Genomic DNA, 17,557 nt, shown 5'->3' on the forward strand with positions numbered 1-17,557 from the left:
CGCACTCCTGACGAGCAGGGATACCCGCACGTCGAAGCGAGCGAGTACCAACATCTTGGTGATCTCAATCGTGTTGATCATCACGCCGTGCTAACTGAACGTATGAGCTAGCGTTCCGAAAGTGATCAACACCGCACTCCTCTCTGACCAGGCATCTTCGACCGCCGCCGCGCTGACGCGGGCGCTCTTCGGCGAACGGATGGATCAGCTCCACGAGCCCTGGCGCAAGCTGTTCAGTACTGAGCCGTTCAGCTTCAGAGAAGGGCTGTCACCCGATGAACGTGCCGCACTGTCCTACGAGCGTTTACACCTGATCAACGAAGCACTCGACAGACCCGAGGACTTCGTGGCCGATGTGGAACGACTCACGGCACTCCATGAATGGGTCGGCCCGGTGGACGCGGGATTGGGAACAGTGGCGAGCATCCACTACAACCTCTTTCTCGGAAGCCTCCTCGAACACACGTCGGGCCCGGACCGCGATCTGCGGGAGTTCTTCGAGCTGCGGCGTACAGGAACGTTTCTGTGCACGGAGGCCGGGCACGGCAACAGCGCCTCCCAACTGGAGACGACCGCCACGTACGACCGAACCGCGGGCGAGTTCGTGCTGAACACTCCCAGTCCGGCCGCCCGCAAGTTCATGCCGAACACCAGCTCCACCGGCGGTCCCAAAACCGCTGTCGTCGCCGCCCGCCTCATCACGGACGGCAAGGACCAGGGCGTCTTCCTGTTTCTCACTCCGCTCAGCGACGAGACCGGGCGACCGATGCCAGGAGTCGAGATACGCAGGCTGCCGCAGACGGCCACCGCCCCTGTCGACCACTGCGTCACATCCTTCGACAACGTCCGTCTGCCACAGGAAGCGCTTCTGCAGTCCGACCACGGACGCCTCACACCGGACGGCGTCTTCACGAGTTCGATCGGCAGCCCCCGCAAGCGCTTCCTGCACTCCATCGGCCGCGTCACCGCCGGCAAGCTCTGTATGAGCGCCTACAGTCTCGGCGTCACGCGCCACGCGCTCGCTGTGGCCGTGCGGCACGCCCACGCGAGGCAGACTTCCGGCGTGACAGCCGGCGGCAACGTTCCGCTGTTCGCTCACCGCAGCCACCACGCTCCGCTCCTCGACGCCATCGCCACCACCTACGCCGCGACCCTCCTGCACCGCGCCGCGGTACGACAGTGGGCGCAGGCAACGGAGCCGGAGCGGGAGAACGGCGAGCGGTTCGCAGCCATAGCCAAGGGCTGGATCACCTGGCGGGCCCGCGCTGTCATGACCGAGTGCCGTGAACGCTGCGGTGCACAGGGGCTCTTCCTGGCCAACGGAATCGCGGGCCAGCTGGCAGCCAACGAGGGAACCATCACAGCGGAGGGGGACAACCTCGTCATCTGGGTCAAGGCCGCCGGCGAGATGCTTCTTGGACACTTCACTCCGAAGGAGCCCCATGATGCGCCGCCCGAGGCTCGCGACCTGGACGATCCGGCCTTCCTCCAAGATCTGTTGGCGGACATCGAACGCATCTGGCACCAACGCGCACGTACGCGCCTGCGCAACGCACCGGCCGGCAATCCCCTCAACCGGTGGAACACCACTGTCACACCGGCTCTGGAACTGGTCGACGCCTACGCGCACAGCCAGGCCGCCCAAGCTCTTCTGGACGCCGCCGAACAGGCTCCTCACCCCGAAGCGCAGCGCCAGTTGCGTTTGCTGCACCGTCTGTTCACCCTGCGCCGTGTGGCGGCTCACAGCGGAGACCTGCTTGCGGAGGGGTACCTCACCAGCGCTCAGGTGAGACGGCTCCCCGACGCGGCCGAGAGTGTCGTCGTGGACCTCGCACCCGAGGCCTTGACCCTCACGAACGGATTCGCCGTCGTGGAGGACGTTCTCCTCGATCATCCCATCAACCATCCTGATGCCTTCGATGGCATCGAGGGCAGCCTGCTGGCCCGGTGAGAGCATCGGAGTGGGATCCCCGAGCCGTGAACGCCCGGCGGCGTCGTGTCGGCAAAGGGCGTGTCACCCGGGGGACACGGGCCTAGAGTGGCGCGGTGATGACGCGGATGATCGTGCTCAACGGTGGTTCCAGCTCGGGGAAGTCCGGGATCGCTCGGTGCCTGCAGGCGGTCCTGCCGGACCCCTGGCTGGCCTTCGGGGTCGACACACTGATCCAGGCGATGCCCGCGCCCATGCGGGCGTCGGACGCGGGCATCGAGTTCGCTCCGGACGGCGAGGTGATCGTCGGCCCCGAGTTCCGTACGTTGGAGTCGGCGTGGATCGAGGGTGTCGCCACGATGGCCCGGGCCGGAGCCAGGATCATCGTCGACGAGGTCTTCCTCGGCGGGGCGGCGTCCCAGCAGCGATGGCAGAAGGCGCTCGACGGAGTGCGGGTGTTGTGGGTCGGCGTCCGGTGCGAGAGTGAGGTTGCCGCGGCCCGTGAGATCGCGCGCGGTGACCGGGTCACGGGAATGGCGGCGTCGCAGGCGGACGTGGTCCACCGGGGCGTGATCTACGACCTGGAGGTGGACACGACGGCGAGCGAGTCCCTGGAGTGCGCGCGGATCATCGCCGACCGCATCGAGTGATCCGTTGGGTTGTTGTGGCCACTTCCGGCCACAGCACTACACATCACCGAGCTCCAGCTCACCGACGACCTGGTCCCCGCTCATTTCCCCGGTGAGCCGGAAACCGAGCTTCAGATAGAACTTCTCGGGCCCGTGCGACCCGGGAACCCAGCTCACGGTCGTACGCGTCTGCCCGCGCCGCCGTATCTCCTCGCACACTGCCTCCACGGCGAAGCGACCGTAACCGCGCCCCTGTTCATCAGCGGCGATGTTCAGCCGCCAGAGCCCGGAGCGGAGCCTGTCATCCGGCTTGTCCGGATAGAACCGGACATCGAAGAAGGCCATGACGAAGCCCACGAGATGCTCACCGTCGAAGATCAGCCGGGGCCAGGCGACCTCGGGTGCGGCATACGCCTGAGCCAGCGACCAGGCGACCGGCTTCACGAGCCCGTCCTGGTCGGGGCGTACTTTCAACAGGCAGGCGGCCTCGACGTTGTCGGGCGTGACCTTTTCGAGGCGAAGTGATGAAGACATGTCTGCAACCTACAGAGCGTGCTGAGAAGTCACGGGATCAGCCGTCGGCACACGATGCAGGAGCGCCTTCGCCCCCGCTACGGCCATCGGGCCGTGGCGGGGGCGTCTGAACAGATTCCCTTGCAGGAAGCGTCAGTTGGCGGGTGCCTGGTACAGGCCTCGGCCGGCGCGGTGCGCCCGGGAGGTGCCGACGAGGCGGTCCAGGGTGCTGCGAACGGTGTTGATGCTGTTGGGGGTGAGCTCACGCCCCAGGGCCTTCGTGACCTCACGGGCACGGACAGGTGTGTCGCCGAACGTGGACAGCACCTTCATGGCCATCTCGGTGAGGCTGCCGCTGTCGTCGACGACAGGCGCGGCAGGCGCTGCCTTCTTCGACGCCGCGGACTTTGCGGTCTTGGCGGGCTTGGCGGCCTTGGCAGGCGCGGTGGCCTTCGCGGGCGCGGCGGCCTTCGCCGGCTTGGCGGACTTGGTTGCGACGGCCTTCTTGGCCTGCCCGCGCTCGGTCTTCGGCTTGGCGGGAGCCTGCTTGCGGCCCTTGGGCGCAGAAGTCTTCCGGGCGGTGCGGCGCGCGGGGGCGGCCGCTGCCGGCTCCTGCGGGACCTCCGCCGGGACGGCGGAGTCGATGGAGCCCTGAGCCTGCTGCGGAATCCTGGGAGCGGCAACGCTCTCGGTCTCCGCCTCCGCCTTGACGCCCTCGGCTTCCGCCGTGGCGTCCGCTGCCTTGACGTCCTGCGCCTCCGTGTTCGAGGAGGGAACAGGGGAAGTGGACAGCGAGCGCAGGGCCGTCAGTGCGGTCCGCACCGATTCCAGGCGCTCGGTGACGGTCGCGAGCTCCTTTTCCAGGGTTTGCTGGTGCTGTTCCAGACGCGGAAGTTCCGCCTGCAACAAGGCAGTTGTGGCATCGATGGTGCCGAGTGTGTTGGTCTCGGAGGTCATGTTGTCGCCCTTCTCTCCCGGCCGACCGATGGTGACCGATGTGTTGCAGCGTACGGGGCGTTGTGTTGTGGCCGGAAATCGACCTTCGGTGCGAACTGTCAGGAGACACCTTCAGCACTGACTGCCAGTCTCCTGAAAATCCCTGTCGCGCGTCCGGGAGATGGTCTGATCGGCACTCATTTGGCCGCACATGCTTCACCGGAGCCGGCCACCTCCAGCCCCACCTCCAGCCCCACCTCCAGCTCCTTCCGCACCCGGTCATCTGCCGTCAGCCGTCGTCGGCCACACCGCCCCCGCGCGAGGCGGCCTCAGCCATGCGGGCCGTAGTGCTGGCACCGTCCAGCGCCTCGCGGATGATGTCCGCGTGCCCACTGTGGTGCGCGATCTCCCGGAAAACATGCAACAGTACGTGGCGGACGGTCCAGGTGATCGGTTCCGGCGGCGACCACGGGTACTGCGGGAGAGTCACGAGGCGGTCGAGGTCGGGCTCCTGCCGGACCGTGCGATCGAACTCCGCTGCCGCCGCGTGGAAGGAATCGAGCAGCCCGGCCAGGGTCTCGCCCTTGGTCATCCGGGTGCCGTCGGGGTCGAGGTCGGCCCGGTCGACCTTGCCCGGCGCCGTACCGTCGACCACCGCGAGCCATGTGCGTTGTACCTCGCCGAGATGCTTGAGCAGGCCGCCGAGCGTCAGCTCGCTGACGGTGGTGGCGAGGCCGGCCTGCTCATCGCCGACGCCCGCGAGGGTATAGAGAAAGTTGGTGCGCTGATCAGCAACGAGCGCGAGCAGATCCTCGCGCTCACCGCCCTGTAAGCCGTTCGCGCTCGTCGTCCCCATGGGGCATGGCCCTCCTGGTCGGCTCGTGGGAGCCACACTAGGACGCCTTCCGCGCAGGCGGGCGGAGCGGAGGCGGATGGGTACGGCCGGAGCCGGGTCGGGCGGAGGGCCGAACGGCACCCTGTCCAAGGACGGTTGCCGGTGGTCGAAGGGCGGTCCGTCGGCGCCCGTTCCGATGAGCGGCCCGGGGGAGTCCCGATGACCGGCTCCTGTCGTCTCAGCTCCGAACGTCCCCGAGTGTCCGCACCGCCTGGCCGGTGGGCGGCGCCTGCCGCGCACCGGTGCGGTCCAGTCCCAGCCGCAGAGCCATGACAACCAGTGCGGCGACCGCGAACCCGCTTCCCGCCCAGGCGAGTTGACGAGCTCCGTACTCGGCCAGGACCCAGCCCCCGACCGCGGTTCCGACGGTGATGCCGAGGTTCGAGAACGAGATGAAGAGGCTGTTGCCGAACTCGGGCGCGTCGACGGCGTCCCTCCCCAGCCAGCTCTGGCTCACGATGAGCCCGCCCGAGTGCACGGCCCCCCAGACCAGTACGGCCAGAACCATCGGCGCGAACAGCGGGCCGACGGCGTACAGGAGCACGTAGACGAGCAGACACAGGACGGGGTAGGCGACCACCGTACGGATCAGGTTGCGCCGCAGCAGTCCACCGAAGACGAAATTCCCGAGGATCATGATGACGCCGAACGCCATCAGCATGGCGCTGACCCAGGTGCCGTCCATGTGCGTGACCTGGCCGAGGTACTCGGCGAAGTAGCCGTAGACCGAGAACATCGCCGCGAAGACGAGGACGACCGACGTGATGGTCAGCCACATCCGCGACTGCTTGAGAACGCTCAACTGGGCACCATAGGACACCCGTTGCCCGACAGGCATCGACGGTACGAATCGCAGGATGCCGAGGAAGGCGATCAGGTTGACGAGCGCGCCGAACCAGAACGCCGACGCCAGGGACACATGCTCGGCGAGGTGCGAGGTCAGCGGCACGCCGAAGGCGAAGCCGACGGTGACTCCGCCGAACACGGTCGTCGTGGCCCGGGTCGCGTCTGCGGCGGGCACCAGCCGTGCGGCGGTCGCGAGCGCTACCGCGAAGAACACCGGATGGAAGAGGGCGGGAACGATACGGAAGGCCAGCATCACCTCGTACTGCGTGGTGAGCGCGTAGACGGCATTGGAGACGGCGAACACCGCGATTGCGGCGGCGAGCACCTTCTTACGGTCGATGCCGGACGCGAGCAGTGTGGTGAACGGCCCGGACACGGCGATGACCAGGGCAAAGGCGCCGACGAGCCATCCCGCGGCGGACGGGGTGACACCGAGCTCGGCCGAGACCTGCGGGAGTACGCCGACCATGCCCATCTCGGTGGTGATGATCCCGAACACGCCCAGGGCGAGCACGAGGACGGTGAGGGAGGTCTTTCTCATCGCGACCTTTCATCAAATCTAGAAAAGTAGATATGTTGCGCCTGGGAGACGGTGTGCGCACGGAAATCGAGTGGGCTACAGGTGGGCTACAGCTCGTCGCGGACGTGCGCGGCGAACTCGGCGATCACCGTTTCGTTGCGCCGGTAGTACGTCCACTTGCCGATGCGTTCCGAGGTGAGCAGCCCCGCGTCCTTCAGGGTCTGCAAGTAGCCGGACACCACCGACTGTGCCAGCCCGGCACGCTTCTGGATGTCGCCGACGCACACGCCGATGTGGAAGCCGAGCCCCTGCTGCCGGTAGGAGTCCTCGTCGAAGTGCTTCGCCGGGTCCTTGAGCCACTGCATGAACTGCAGGCGCGCGGGGTTGGCGAGTGCCTTGTGTACGGCCAGCGGATCCACCGGTCTGCCTCTCCATGCTCTCTACGGGAATGCATCTAGCTTTCGCGATATGTAGTGGCAAGTCAAATCGATCCACGTCGCCCGCCCCTCCGACAGCTCTGCGGAGTCTGAACGATCTTTCCCTGCACCCGGTTGGCCTCGCTGAGCTCATGGGCCTGGCTGTGGCTTCCAGTGCCAGTACCTGATCGGCTGCCTCGGGGAGGCGTTTGTCACCGGCGTCCCCGCTGGGAGATGCGGTTCTGCCCCGAGCGCGTAGGGGGGCTTGCCCCGGGTCTGCCCCGAAGGCGCTTCTCAGAGGCGGGTCGCTGTTGTGAGCATGGACACCAGCCAGGGGGAGGCGCGTATGCGCGCACAGTCCTCGTTGGAGGTGGAGTTCGCTCACGCTCAGGCGGCGCGGTCACGGCGGAGCGGCGAGCGAGGCGGAGCGGCGGCGGTGAGCGCCGGACCGCAGCCGCCGGGGGCGCTGCTCGCCCTGCAGTGCAGCATCGGGAACGCCGCGGTCGCAGCCGTGATCGCGCGAAGCCGCCACGAACATGGCCCCGGGTGCGGCCCGGCCGACTCCGGCGGGGCCGTCGGTGCCGGTGCCGGTGTCGGTGTCGTGCAGCGCTCCAAGAAGAAGGACTGGAAACTCGGGTCGACGAGCAACGAGCTGGCCGCCGTGAAGACGGCGCACTCCAGTGATCCACTGGTCGACACGCTGCACCACATCATTCCCAAGTCGTTCTTCCAGCCGTTCCTCGCCGTGCTGACCCCCGCCCAGGAGCGGCAGATCGGCACCACGCCGGCGCCACTCGCCCCCAAAGCGTTCGGCACGTCCGACGTCGACAAGGCACTGAAGAACATGCCGGCCAACTTCCGGGTCGGCCCCCGGCCCGAGGACAGGACGGACGGCCCGGGAGACGGCCTCGACCTGACCGAGGACGCCAAGGGCAACACCACGCCCCGCTCCGCCGAGCTCGAGAACGCCTTCAAATACAGATCGGTTTCGACTTCGAGCAGGAACGCGGCCTGCTGGCGGTGCTGCCCGCGGACGAGTACGACACCGGCATCGACTGGATGCCGGTGGTGGCCCGCAACGGGCGGGTCACCGTTCGGCAGTGCTACTACTCGGTGCAGGCGAAGTCCATCGGCCTGATCCGCTTCGACGGCTTCGGCCACTACACGGAGAACTGGCCGCTGCACTTCACCCAGGCCGGGCGGGACCGTCTCGGCGTACACCGCGCGGTGTACGCCGAGATCCACCCCGACGTCACCCTTCCCATACGAGCGGCCCCGGCCGCCGAGGTCGAAGAACCTCGGCATAGGGTGGGAGTGATCGATATTCATGATCGAGAATCGGGGAACTGTTGCTGAAATCAAAGAAGTTGGCATCGGCAATCGCAGGCGTCGCCGTCACGGCTGGTCTGCTCTTGGCGAGCGGCGGCACCGCCTCGGCCGCCCCGTCAGCGGCGGCCGCAATTCCGTCTGCCTGCACTTACCAGTGGAACGAACCGCGCAAGGCCGCGACGACCACGGCGGTCAATCTCCGCAGCGGCCCGAGCACGTCCTATACGTCGCTCGGTCTCCTTTCCAAGGGTACTGGGTTCACCCACTACTGCCTCAAGGGCGACGTCAACCCCAGCTGGGCTTGGGGAAAGGTGACAACGGGAGCCAACGCCGGCAAGTCCGGCTGGGTGCGCTACGACTACCTGAACAAGTAGATCAGTATGCACAGGCAGTCGTATCGACAGCCTGACCGCTCAGCAGCCTGAAGGGGAGACCGCGGGCGCCCTGCGGTATGTGGGCAGCATCGGCACCGGGTGGAACGACACGGAGCGCACCGCACTCGCAGAGCTGCTCCACGTCGCCGCGATCGAGAAGTGCCCGTTCGACAAGTGACCAGGCGTGGCCGGAGCACGGTGTGTGCTGCCGCGCCTGGTCGGCGAAGTCCGCTACGCGACCCGAACCCGAGCGGGGCTACTGCGACCCCCCTCCTGGCGCCGGCTGCGGAGCCCTGTTCAGGGCCACCGGCTGCCACCGGCCGCCAGCAGCACTCGGCCTCCGGAAACGGCCGCGGCCACCGAACACGGCTCGTTCCCGGCATCGGTGATGTCTCATGGGGGGAGAACCTGTCCCGCCATCTCCCGGACCGCGTCGGCCAGGGTGTCAGGAGCGGTGAGGTGGGCGACGTGTCCCTGGCCGGTGAGCGTGACGATCCGGGCGTTCGGCAGGGTCGCCGCCAGGTCGGCCAGGCGCTCGCGCAAGTGGGCGGGACTGAGGTCTCCCTCGACCAGCGTCGTCGGCATTCCCAGCGCCGCGAAGCGATCGGTGCCGACGCCGAGCGCGTCGATCGCCTCGTCATCGGCGATCAGCGCCTCCGCGTGGGCGGAGAGCGCTGCTCGCACCCGCTGGTCGGCGAACATCGCATCGACCACGCCTGCGGGCATGCGGACGATGTCGCGCATGTGGATCCGCATGGCCTCGACCGGGTCGCCCGTATCGAGCGCGGCACGGGCACGAACTCCCGCCTCTCCGGCAACCAACTCCCTCGTGGGCATGGGAGGTTCGTAGAGGAACAGCCCGGCGAATGCCGATGGTGCGAGCAATGCGGCTTCCATCGCGGCGACGGCACCCGAGGAATGCCCCACGAGAAGCACGGGGGGCTTGAGGAGTTCCGCGACGGCGACGATGTCGGCTGCCTCGACGGCCATCGAATGGGGCAGTGCGATGTCCGCCCCGGGTGCGTAGACCCGTCGGTTGATCCTGACGACGCGGAAGTCGTCGGTCAGTTGGCGGGTGACGCCGTTCCAGGTCGTCGCGTCTCCGCCGCCCGGGTGGACCACCAGCAGGTTCGGCCCGCCACCGTCATCGAGAGCGGTAATGGGTCGACCGTCACCGGATGATGCGAGAAGCTCAGCCATGCGCACAAGTCTGTACCCGCCGACCGACATCGCGCCGAGGGTCTGCCGACATTCCGCGCTGCCGACAGCGGTCGCCCGTCCCGGCGGATGCCCTTCCCGGTAGCCCGCCAGGAGAGCCGTCCCTGCTGGTTGCTACCGATGGAGCCCCGTGGCACGCACCGCTCATCACCTTCCCCCTTCGCAGACCAGGAAGTCCTACGACGACCGAGTGGGCAGCCCTTGGCACTGCGTGGTCCTGAACGCTCTCCGATACAGCACCCGAAGCCTCATCGAAGGGGCGAGCGAGGGGCGCAGGCCCCGGCCGCAGAGGGTCCGCCGCCGCGTGAACGTCTACTGCTTCCCCCGACACAACCGCGACCGCGGGGTCTCCCGGGATTCCGCCCTGGCGGAACGCAGGGCCCGCCAACGCCTCCGCGCACAGGCAGGGATCATGCTGCGCCTGGTGAACTCTCCTACCGGAGAACTCGCGTGCGAAGCCGCGGACATGGTGGACGTACCACCGGCGAACCACCAGCACAGCTCGATCTGGCTCGCCTGAGGGTGCGAAGTCCCGTTCACGTGGTGGGAGATGGAGGCGATGCGGTACGGTGACGAAACCATCACGCTCTGTGTGCCCCCGTGCGCATGGAGCGGCCCTCGGCGGTGCGTCAACACCAACCGAGGGCCTTCATCACCAGTGGAGCTGCGAGGCCACCGGAAATGCTGCGTCATGCTATCGCGCCGTCCGCGCGCTATACGAAGGCATCGCACGATGTCGTCCGCCATCCGCGTCTGAACAGTGACGCGAAAGTCCTGCTCGTGTACGTCCAGGGTCTTCCCGAGGACGCCACGACCAAGCCCTTGAGCGAACTCGCCCAGAAGCTGGGTATCAAGGGCCGCGCGTACCAGAAGGCGAAACAACTGCTGGTCGAGCACGGGTACGTGCACGAGTGGCGGAGCCAGGGCGGCGGGGGTCGTTGGATCACTGAGCAGTTGGTCGCGAACACCCCTCTGACGAGTGAGCAGGCGGGACGCCTGCGAGGGGTCTCACCCGCGGCCGCCCCGCCACCGAGTGAGCAGTTCCCGACGGTCGGCGCACCGGCTGCCCGGCCGGCCGGTGGCTATGAACCGGTAGAATACCACAGTGATAAGACCACTCCCCACCCACCCTCCGAAGCCGGGCCGACGGCGAACCCGGACTCGGACCCCGAGCCGGCGGCAGAGTCGGCCGACTCCCTCCAACTGGCCCGGGCAGAACGGCTCCTGCTCTCCCTGCGCCACGCCCGCCGCGAACTGCACCTGGGCGTGCGCGAGGCCCGCGCGCTGGCCGTGGAGGCGGTCAAGTGGCTGGAGCGCGGCCTGAGCGAGTCCGACCTGCGCAAGGCCTTACTCGCCGAACCCCCGCAGGACGGCGTGCGCTCAGCGGTCGGCTTCCTGCGCTACCGCCTCATCCAGAAACTTCCCGAGCCCCAGGCCCCACTCCCGCCGTACGAGCCCTCGCCCGTCCGCGAGTTGTTGGAGTGCGAGGGCCCGGGCGAGAAACACGTCTTCCGCCCCCTGGCCGACGAGACGGAATGCGCACCGTGCCGCCGCTCCACAGCACACGCGACCTTCCACGGCGCCCCGGCACCGGAGCCCGACCGCGTCCCGTGGCGGGAGCGGATCGCGAGAATCAACAGGACGTCGGCGGCCCTGCCCGAGCGGCAGTAGGAGTGTCCGACCCGACTGCCATAGTGCGGTGCATGGATGAGGACTCCTTCTGGGCCCTGTTGGAGGGCTCTCAGCAGCAGACCAGTGACCCGGACCAGCGGCTGGAGGCGCTGCGTGAGCAACTCATGCAGCGGCCACTGCCGGAGATCGCGCAGTTCCAGTCCTGCCTGCACCGGGTGCGAGGGCGGATCGATACGTGGGAGATGTGGGCCGCCGCCGAGCAGATTCACGGCGGACGGTGCTCCGACGACAGTTTCTGGTACTTCCAGTTCTGGGTGGTCGGCCTCGGCCGAGAGGCGTTCGGGAGGGCCGCGGCCGACCCGGATTCACTGGCGGAGGTCCCGGAGCTGCGCCGGTTGGCCGGGCGGTCCATGGAGACATGGTCCGACGACGAGTGGCCCGAGTGGGAGTCGTTGGACTACGCCGCGGCTGAGGCCTTCAACACGTTGACGGGTGAAGAGGAAGGCCTTGAGACGGCACTGGAGGCCGAGGGACTGGACAACCCGTGCAACCCCGAACCGAGCGGCGAGGCGTGGGACGTACGCGACGTGGACGAAGCGTCTCGTCGGCTGCCGCGTCTCAGCAGAATGTTCCCGCTCACCGGCTGAGTCCACTCAGGAACTGCCCGGGTCTGTTCCGCCCCGGTTGCAGACCAGCGGCTGAACTCGGCTGCGGTGGGGTTGTGGTTGATGTTCGTTCACGGCACCGAGACCGTGCTCGGAAGCCATGTCCCCAAGGCCGTGCCGTGGATTGCCGGCCTGGGCCACACCCTTCTCACGGTCGGGCTCATCCTGCTGTTCGTCCTGCTCGGCAAGCGCCTGAACGAGTCCGCGACGACCGAACCGACGGAGTCGGAGCCTGCGAAGACCACGGCCTGAACAGGCTGTGTCGGCAGACCACGTGTCATGCGTCCGGGCCGGGCGCTCTCGCCGACCGGTCGGGGAGCCGGACCGGTCGACCGGTGGCCCCCGGCCACAGAGCCTTTCCGCTTGGAGGGAGCGGGCTGCCCGCCGCTATCCGGCTGCCCCCGGTCTCGTGGCGGACGCGGCTGCGACAGCCGTAGTCAGTGGGTCGAGGACTGGGCGGTCGAGGAGGGCAGCGAGGTCGGGGCCGGTGTTGTCCAGGAAGCCGTGCCGGATACCGGTGGCGATCGAGGCGAGCATGGGCGGCTGGAACGGCAGGAATTCCGGCATCTCGTCGAGGAGCCTGCGCCGGTACTCCCCCAGGCCGATGGTGCGGTGCGGGACTCCGAGCCGGTCGGCCACCTGCGCTGCCGTGATCGGCGTGCCGACGAGGTCGTAGGTGCGCCCGGTGTGTGGTGCCGGATCCGCTGCGGTGATCGTCGCGGCCTCGGCGAGGTCCGCACGAGCGACCGCTGACAGGGCACCTTCGCCGAATGCGGACTCCACACCGCTGCCGACCCACATGAGGAGACCGCCGAAGAGTTCGGCGTAGAGACCGTTGCGCAGGATGGTCCACGGCAAGCCGCAAGCGCGTACCAGCCGTTCGGTCGCGCGGTGCGCCAACGCGAAACCGAGGTGGTCGCCGGCACCGGTCAGGCTCGTGTAGACCACATGCCGGACGCCGTCTCGGACGGCAGCGTCCAGGACGGCCGCGTGCCGCCCGATGACCTGGTCGTCCTCGGCATAGCCGGCGGAGATCAGCACCAGGGTCGATACCCCCGCCAGGTCCATGCCGGAGTGGTCGTCGAAATCGAGCTGCCGCATCCCGCCACTCGGCGTACGGCTGCCGCCTGTCGCGATCACACCGCGGGCGTGCAGCGCCGCGAGTGTGGCCGAGCCGAGGTTCCCGTTCGCTCCGGTCACCAAGATCATGTCCGTCACAGTCTTCCGTCGTGGTTCTCTGAAGTAATTACGCTTGATCCTGATCCGCCCACATACCGGTCACAAGAAGGCACTTTGATGTCACCCACGCACACCGAGGTAACCGCCGCACCCGCCGACCTCGACCCCTGCGGGCACGAAGATCACCCGGGCTGCGGGATCCGCGATGTCCTGGACCGCATCGGGGACAAGTGGTCGGTACTCGTGATCGTCGAGCTCGCCGGCGGGCCGCGCCGGTTCCGCGAAATAGAACGCGCCATCGACGGCATCTCCCAGCGCATGCTCACGCTCACCGTGCGCAGGCTGGAGCGTGACGGACTCGTTCTCCGCACCGTGTACCCGACCGTCCCGGCCCAGGTCGACTACCGCCTGACCGAGACCGGGGCCAGCCTGACCCACCTGGTCAAATCACTCGCCGACTGGTCTCTCACCCATCGCACGGTCATTGCCGAGGCACGGCACCAGTACGACGAGACCCACCCCGACCACGACATCCGATGACAGGGACCGCCACCGCCTCATGCGGGGCGCGTCGCCGGCGACGGCGGAGATCAACGGACGCCTGCCGCTCTGCCGAGTGAGCTGATTCCGCAAGCGGCCGGGAGTACGACCCGAGGGCTCAACCGCGCGGTACGACCAAGGCAAACGACGTACGGAGGCGCCGGAAGCTCTTGTGCCCGCTACGCCCGGTGTGGCTCATGCACTCCACGTCGACGTTCGCGGAGTTCGTGGAAGGCTCCGCGGCCCAGCCGCACCAAAGACACTCGGCCTCGAACGTGACGTCCGTGTCGGGGTGCTCGGTGATGCGGTGGAGCATGTTGCGGTACACGGCCCGCGCACGGGACGCCGCCTGCTGGGACAACGGAGACGGACTGCTCGATGCTCGCCCGTGCAGGATCGCGAGCTGGGTGCGGTAGTTGGGCTGAGAGTGACCGTCTGGTCTACCCGGCAAACGAAGTTCCGGTTGCAGTGGCCCTCAACAAGCGCCGTGCAGTTGTCGAGGAATGCATTAATTCGTGGCGATTCATGCTCATCCAGGGAACGCCCGAGTCGAATCGATATGTCTTCAGAAGGTGCCAGAAGCATATTCGACTTCGAGTGTGTGTGTATGTCCGCGCCGAGGATTGCCCTTGGTGGTCCTGATTCACCCACACGTGCACGTGGGCCTGGTGTCAGAAGAGTTGAGTTGGGTACACTCAATGGCGATAACGGAAGAGGGGGGTGGTCGCCATGGGACCGCCATGAGGCCCCGAATGGCGGGGCGTTGAGCCAATCGAGGCTCAACGAATAAATTACGTATATGAGGTGATATGCCGTGAAGACCTAGAAGATGAGGAACTCTCAATGTTGTCACTGTTTGCCCAGAAAGTATCTGTCTCTCTGAACGTCATTCTCGTCAGCACCACCGTCGGTGGAGTTGTCGCCACCTGTGCGGTTGTTGCTGGGGTGGCCACCCTTACTGCGGTCGGCCTGGCTGCCGGTGTGATTCCGGTCGTGGGAACGTTCGGATTTGTTGTTACCAAGGCCTTGGGCCTGACTTCATAACTTGAGACCCATCCATCGCTACGGAGCAGCCAGCTCCGCAGCCTGACCGAGAAGTTGGGACCGCTGCCGGAAACCTAGGCTCCACAGCGGACCCAAATAGGGTGAGGCCCCGAAACCATCGGGGCCTCAGTCATGTCAGCCGCCAGCCGGGGCCTGCCGTGATCCGGCCGGGCAGGCGGACGAACGGCGCTGGTGTTGCCGCTGTAGTCGACCGCGACTATCTCGTGGACGTCGAACTCATCACGGAGCCGGCAGAGGTGGTGCGCTGCTCGCTGGTACGCGACGCGGCGTGGCACCACGCTGTCCCGCACGAGCTGTTCGCGGCCGAAGTCCACCAGCTCGACTGAAGGTATGTGCTGAACCGGTGAGCACGGACTATCAAGCGGCACGGGCGGCCCTGGGGGCCAGGCTCCGGGAACTCTGCGCTTCGTGCCCTGGAGGCCCCGCTCACCGGCTCGGAATTGGCCGCACGCCTAGGCTGGACACAATCCGAGATCAGCAAGCTGGAGAACGGCCGCCAGACCGCCGCCCCCGAAGATCTGAGGTCGTGGGCGGACGCAACCGACCACCCGGATGCGTACGAAGAACCGCATGCTTCGACTGCCGTCTTGTGATTACTGAGGACTGGCATGCCGAGCTATGGCTCGACGACGCGGACACCATCGCCACGTACCGGTGGGTGTGGCGGGCCCTGAGCGAATCCGCCGTGTTCGGAGCCGAGGCACAACACGTGATCGCCCAGGCGCGCCGGAGCCTCGATGTCCGCTGACTCGGCCCCGAGGCCTGGAGTGATCGATCACCCTCAACCACTGGCGGAGGACTCCGAGTCTGATCACGAGCGCCCAGCGCGCCCCCCGGACGCTGGCTGTCGCAAGCTCTGTACGAACTCGGTCCAGGTGCTTCGTTGGACGGCGATTCGCGGCCCTTGGGGCTGCTTCGAGTCGCGTACACCGATGGCGGATATCAGGTCGGCGACCTCGATGCACTCGGTGCCGCTACCGCCGCTGTAGGACGACTTGAACCAGTGCGTGCGTTCGTAATCCATCAAAGCTCCCCACAGACTTGGTCCAGGAGCGCGGCAGACAGGTCGATATCCAACGCCTGCGCACGCAGGTACTCGAACGCCAATTTATAGCGTGCGAGTTCTTGCGGCTTCTCCATGAAGAGTCCGCCACCGATGATGTCCACGTACACGACGTCGAGTTCGGGCGCAGGACCGCCGAGGACGACGAAACTGCCCACCGCAGCGGCATGAGCGCCCGCTTCGAACGGCAGTATCTGAACGGTGACGTGGGGCTGGGTGGCTTGAGCACTGAGGTACTTCAACTGCTCGCGCATGACGGCGCGGCCACCCACGATGCGTCGGATGACCGCTTCGTCAATCACTGCCCAGATGTGCGGAGGATCGGCCCGAGCGAGGAGCTCCTGCCGCTTCATGCGGATGTCCACCATGTGGTGGATTTCCTGGTCCGTGCACCGCATCTCTGAGGCGCGATGAACCGCCTCTGCGTATGCGCGCGTCTGGAGCAGGCCAGGCACGTACATACAGGCGTAATGGTCCTCACTGACCACTTCGTCTTCAAGAGTCAGCATGAGATTCATCGACTCGGGGATTGGATCCGCAAGGGACCGCCACCATCCCTGGATCCGCGCGCCCTTGGCCAGCTCGACCAGCGACGCACGTTCCTGATCCGAGGCGCCGTACTCACGGCAGAGGGCGTCGACTGCTGGCCACTTGACCGTGCCCTCCTTCGTTTCGTAGCGGCTCAAGGTTGCCTTGGAGATGCCGACCCGAGCCCCGGCCTCCTCCAATGTGAGGCCCTTGCGCTCGCGGAAACGGCGAAGATCTGCGCCGAGTTGACGTCTACGGGTGGTTGGTCCGACTGGCATGGCGGTGGTCCTTCACGTTGATCCCCAAGAGCGTGCATGGTGCGGGGTGCATCGAGCAAGACAGCGCACTCCGGGGGCGCGCGTCAGTTCGTGTGCTCCCGTTGCTTCCACATGAGAGTTCCATTTTGAGAGTTCCAATGCCACCGTATGAGAGAGATCGGGCACACACGGTGACCGACTGGTGTTGGAGGGGTGGTTGGCTTGGACGAGTGTCGTTTCGGCGTGGACAGAAAAGCTTGGGATCTGGCGTTTCTGGCAGAAGCAGAGGAACTCGCCGGCCTGCGGCGCGTGATGCGGATACACCTGGAGCTCTGGGGATTGCCAGGAGTCGTCTACGCAGCGCAGGTCTGCGTCACGGAGCTAGTCACAAATGTGGTCAGCCATGTAGGCCGCGGCACCCCGTCGTGTCTAGCCGTATCCATGAACGGAGACCGTCTTCGCATCGAGGTAAGCGATCCCGATCTGCAAGCACTCCCTACGCTCATCACGGCAGCGGGGGAGAGTGAGGCGGGGCGGGGCATGGCCCTTGTGGACGGTATTGCAGATCGCTGGGGCGTCATCCTGCGCGGTGACTCCAAGGTCACCTGGTGCGAGCTGGCCACCGGCCTCCGGTCATCGAACGATCACGTCGGTGGTCCCCAAGTCGCGAAGGCGGAGGCACTGCTGGGGCTTTGCGGGCTCGGCGGCCTCCCGGCGAACTACCGTCGTGAACGGTTGAGCCTGACCTTGGGGAGGGAGATGGCGATCGATCTCATTGTCGACCTCCTCCATTGGCTCCGTGCTCACGGCTGCGATCCAGACGACGCCCTCGACTGCGCACAAACGCACTTCGAAGCCGAGGTAGCTGATCCGGTGTGAAGCAGCCTTCGCCTGAGGAACTTGTCGAAATCGCCGAAGAGTTGGATGACTTGGAAGCGGACTGCGACTGGACGGACTCATACAACCTGTGGTGCCTCGTGTGTGCTGCACAGCATTGTGGCTTCTTGCCCGGAGTGTCGGTG

The 17,557-nt window shown here is 66.8% G+C and carries 21 protein-coding genes and 3 pseudogenes; 15 read left to right on the plus strand and 9 right to left on the minus strand.

What is annotated here, in order from left to right; genetic code table 11:
* The first annotated feature begins 199 nt into the window (after positions 1-199).
* Positions 200-1,951, plus strand: coding sequence for an acyl-CoA dehydrogenase family protein (locus GA0115254_RS40895; RefSeq protein ID WP_093900428.1), 1,752 nt, complete (start codon positions 200-202; stop codon positions 1,949-1,951).
* Positions 1,952-2,058: 107 nt separating this feature from the next.
* Positions 2,059-2,580 carry a chloramphenicol phosphotransferase CPT gene (cpt, locus tag GA0115254_RS40900; RefSeq protein ID WP_093900320.1) on the plus strand — a complete coding sequence of 174 codons (522 nt, stop codon included), beginning with the start codon at positions 2,059-2,061 and terminating at the stop codon, positions 2,578-2,580.
* Positions 2,581-2,616: 36 nt separating this feature from the next.
* Here cpt and GA0115254_RS40905 read toward each other — a convergent pair whose 3' ends face one another.
* From GA0115254_RS40905 to GA0115254_RS40925, 5 genes are all read right to left on the minus strand, one after another.
* Positions 2,617-3,093, minus strand: a complete 477-nt coding sequence (locus GA0115254_RS40905) for a GNAT family N-acetyltransferase (protein ID WP_093900321.1) — start codon at positions 3,091-3,093, stop codon at positions 2,617-2,619.
* A gap of 132 nt (positions 3,094-3,225) precedes the next feature.
* Complete coding sequence (locus GA0115254_RS45075) at positions 3,226-4,029, minus strand: hypothetical protein (protein WP_093900322.1); 804 nt, start codon at positions 4,027-4,029, stop codon at positions 3,226-3,228.
* 268 nt (positions 4,030-4,297) lie between these two features.
* The gene (locus GA0115254_RS40915) at positions 4,298-4,864 is read right to left on the minus strand and encodes a DinB family protein (RefSeq protein ID WP_093900323.1); all 567 of its coding nucleotides are present in this window, start codon (positions 4,862-4,864) and stop codon (positions 4,298-4,300) included.
* Positions 4,865-5,081: 217 nt separating this feature from the next.
* Positions 5,082-6,290: an MFS transporter gene (locus GA0115254_RS40920; protein ID WP_093900324.1), complete on the minus strand. Its 1,209-nt coding sequence runs from the start codon at positions 6,288-6,290 to the stop codon at positions 5,082-5,084.
* Positions 6,291-6,376: 86 nt separating this feature from the next.
* Positions 6,377-6,688, minus strand: coding sequence for an ArsR/SmtB family transcription factor (locus tag GA0115254_RS40925; RefSeq protein WP_093900325.1), 312 nt, complete (start codon positions 6,686-6,688; stop codon positions 6,377-6,379).
* 343 nt (positions 6,689-7,031) lie between these two features.
* Here GA0115254_RS40925 and GA0115254_RS40930 point away from each other — a divergent pair, with 343 nt between their 5' ends.
* The 4 genes and pseudogenes from GA0115254_RS40930 to GA0115254_RS40945 all read left to right on the plus strand — a co-directional run.
* Entirely contained in the window at positions 7,032-7,823 is a 792-nt protein-coding gene (locus tag GA0115254_RS40930; RefSeq protein ID WP_218105624.1) for a hypothetical protein, read from the plus strand.
* Positions 7,799-8,041, plus strand: coding sequence for a hypothetical protein (locus GA0115254_RS40935; protein ID WP_093900327.1), 243 nt, complete (start codon positions 7,799-7,801; stop codon positions 8,039-8,041). The genes GA0115254_RS40930 and GA0115254_RS40935 overlap by 25 nt, the downstream gene beginning before the upstream one ends.
* Positions 8,035-8,388 (plus strand): SH3 domain-containing protein, encoded by a 354-nt coding sequence (locus GA0115254_RS40940; RefSeq protein ID WP_256103069.1) that lies wholly within the window; start codon positions 8,035-8,037, stop codon positions 8,386-8,388. The genes GA0115254_RS40935 and GA0115254_RS40940 overlap by 7 nt, the downstream gene beginning before the upstream one ends.
* A 64-nt stretch (positions 8,389-8,452) precedes the next feature.
* Positions 8,453-8,677, plus strand: a pseudogene (locus GA0115254_RS40945) (ATP-dependent DNA ligase); the annotation flags it as partial.
* A gap of 104 nt (positions 8,678-8,781) precedes the next feature.
* On the opposite strand, the gene GA0115254_RS40950 reads toward GA0115254_RS40945, so the two are convergent.
* Complete coding sequence (locus tag GA0115254_RS40950) at positions 8,782-9,588, minus strand: alpha/beta fold hydrolase (protein WP_176740503.1); 807 nt, start codon at positions 9,586-9,588, stop codon at positions 8,782-8,784.
* 148 nt (positions 9,589-9,736) lie between these two features.
* On the opposite strand from GA0115254_RS40950, the gene GA0115254_RS40955 reads away from it, so the two are divergent.
* The 4 genes from GA0115254_RS40955 to GA0115254_RS40970 all read left to right on the plus strand — a co-directional run bounded on the left by GA0115254_RS40955 (position 9,737) and on the right by GA0115254_RS40970 (position 12,155).
* Positions 9,737-10,126, plus strand: coding sequence for a hypothetical protein (locus GA0115254_RS40955; protein ID WP_256103071.1), 390 nt, complete (start codon positions 9,737-9,739; stop codon positions 10,124-10,126).
* Between the two features lie 161 nt (positions 10,127-10,287).
* The gene (locus GA0115254_RS40960; protein WP_093900329.1) at positions 10,288-11,277 is read left to right on the plus strand and encodes a hypothetical protein; all 990 of its coding nucleotides are present in this window, start codon (positions 10,288-10,290) and stop codon (positions 11,275-11,277) included.
* A 32-nt stretch (positions 11,278-11,309) separates the two neighbouring features.
* Positions 11,310-11,885: a DUF4240 domain-containing protein gene (locus tag GA0115254_RS40965; RefSeq protein WP_093900431.1), complete on the plus strand. Its 576-nt coding sequence runs from the start codon at positions 11,310-11,312 to the stop codon at positions 11,883-11,885.
* Positions 11,886-11,966: 81 nt separating this feature from the next.
* Positions 11,967-12,155 carry a DUF2871 family protein gene (locus tag GA0115254_RS40970; RefSeq protein WP_093900330.1) on the plus strand — a complete coding sequence of 63 codons (189 nt, stop codon included), beginning with the start codon at positions 11,967-11,969 and terminating at the stop codon, positions 12,153-12,155.
* 135 nt (positions 12,156-12,290) lie between these two features.
* Here the strand turns inward: GA0115254_RS40970 and GA0115254_RS40975 are convergent, their stop codons facing one another.
* Positions 12,291-13,112 carry an NAD(P)H-binding protein gene (locus GA0115254_RS40975; RefSeq protein WP_093900432.1) on the minus strand — a complete coding sequence of 274 codons (822 nt, stop codon included), beginning with the start codon at positions 13,110-13,112 and terminating at the stop codon, positions 12,291-12,293.
* An 87-nt stretch (positions 13,113-13,199) separates the two neighbouring features.
* Between GA0115254_RS40975 and GA0115254_RS40980 the strand changes: the two genes are divergently transcribed.
* From GA0115254_RS40980 to GA0115254_RS40995, 4 genes and pseudogenes are all read left to right on the plus strand, one after another.
* Positions 13,200-13,622 carry a winged helix-turn-helix transcriptional regulator gene (locus GA0115254_RS40980; RefSeq protein ID WP_093900331.1) on the plus strand — a complete coding sequence of 141 codons (423 nt, stop codon included), beginning with the start codon at positions 13,200-13,202 and terminating at the stop codon, positions 13,620-13,622.
* An 843-nt stretch (positions 13,623-14,465) separates the two neighbouring features.
* Positions 14,466-14,666 carry a hypothetical protein gene (locus tag GA0115254_RS44055; protein WP_141720999.1) on the plus strand — a complete coding sequence of 67 codons (201 nt, stop codon included), beginning with the start codon at positions 14,466-14,468 and terminating at the stop codon, positions 14,664-14,666.
* Between the two features lie 209 nt (positions 14,667-14,875).
* Positions 14,876-15,013, plus strand: a pseudogene (locus GA0115254_RS40990) (DUF6879 family protein); the annotation flags it as partial.
* Between the two features lie 17 nt (positions 15,014-15,030).
* Positions 15,031-15,435: pseudogene (locus tag GA0115254_RS40995) on the plus strand (helix-turn-helix domain-containing protein).
* Positions 15,436-15,498: 63 nt separating this feature from the next.
* On the opposite strand, the gene GA0115254_RS41000 reads toward GA0115254_RS40995, so the two are convergent.
* Positions 15,499-15,711, minus strand: coding sequence for a DUF397 domain-containing protein (locus GA0115254_RS41000; protein ID WP_093900333.1), 213 nt, complete (start codon positions 15,709-15,711; stop codon positions 15,499-15,501).
* A complete protein-coding gene (locus tag GA0115254_RS41005; RefSeq protein ID WP_093900334.1) occupies positions 15,711-16,556 on the minus strand; it encodes a helix-turn-helix domain-containing protein in 846 nt (281 codons plus the stop codon). The genes GA0115254_RS41000 and GA0115254_RS41005 overlap by 1 nt, the downstream gene beginning before the upstream one ends.
* 222 nt (positions 16,557-16,778) lie before the next feature.
* On the opposite strand from GA0115254_RS41005, the gene GA0115254_RS41010 reads away from it, so the two are divergent.
* On the plus strand, positions 16,779-17,414 hold the full coding sequence (locus GA0115254_RS41010; RefSeq protein ID WP_093900434.1) for an ATP-binding protein: 636 nt from the start codon (positions 16,779-16,781) through the stop codon (positions 17,412-17,414).
* Positions 17,415-17,557 lie beyond the last annotated feature (143 nt).

The sequence above is a fragment of the Streptomyces sp. Ncost-T10-10d genome (assembly GCF_900091955.1).
Taxonomy (GTDB): domain Bacteria; phylum Actinomycetota; class Actinomycetes; order Streptomycetales; family Streptomycetaceae; genus Streptomyces.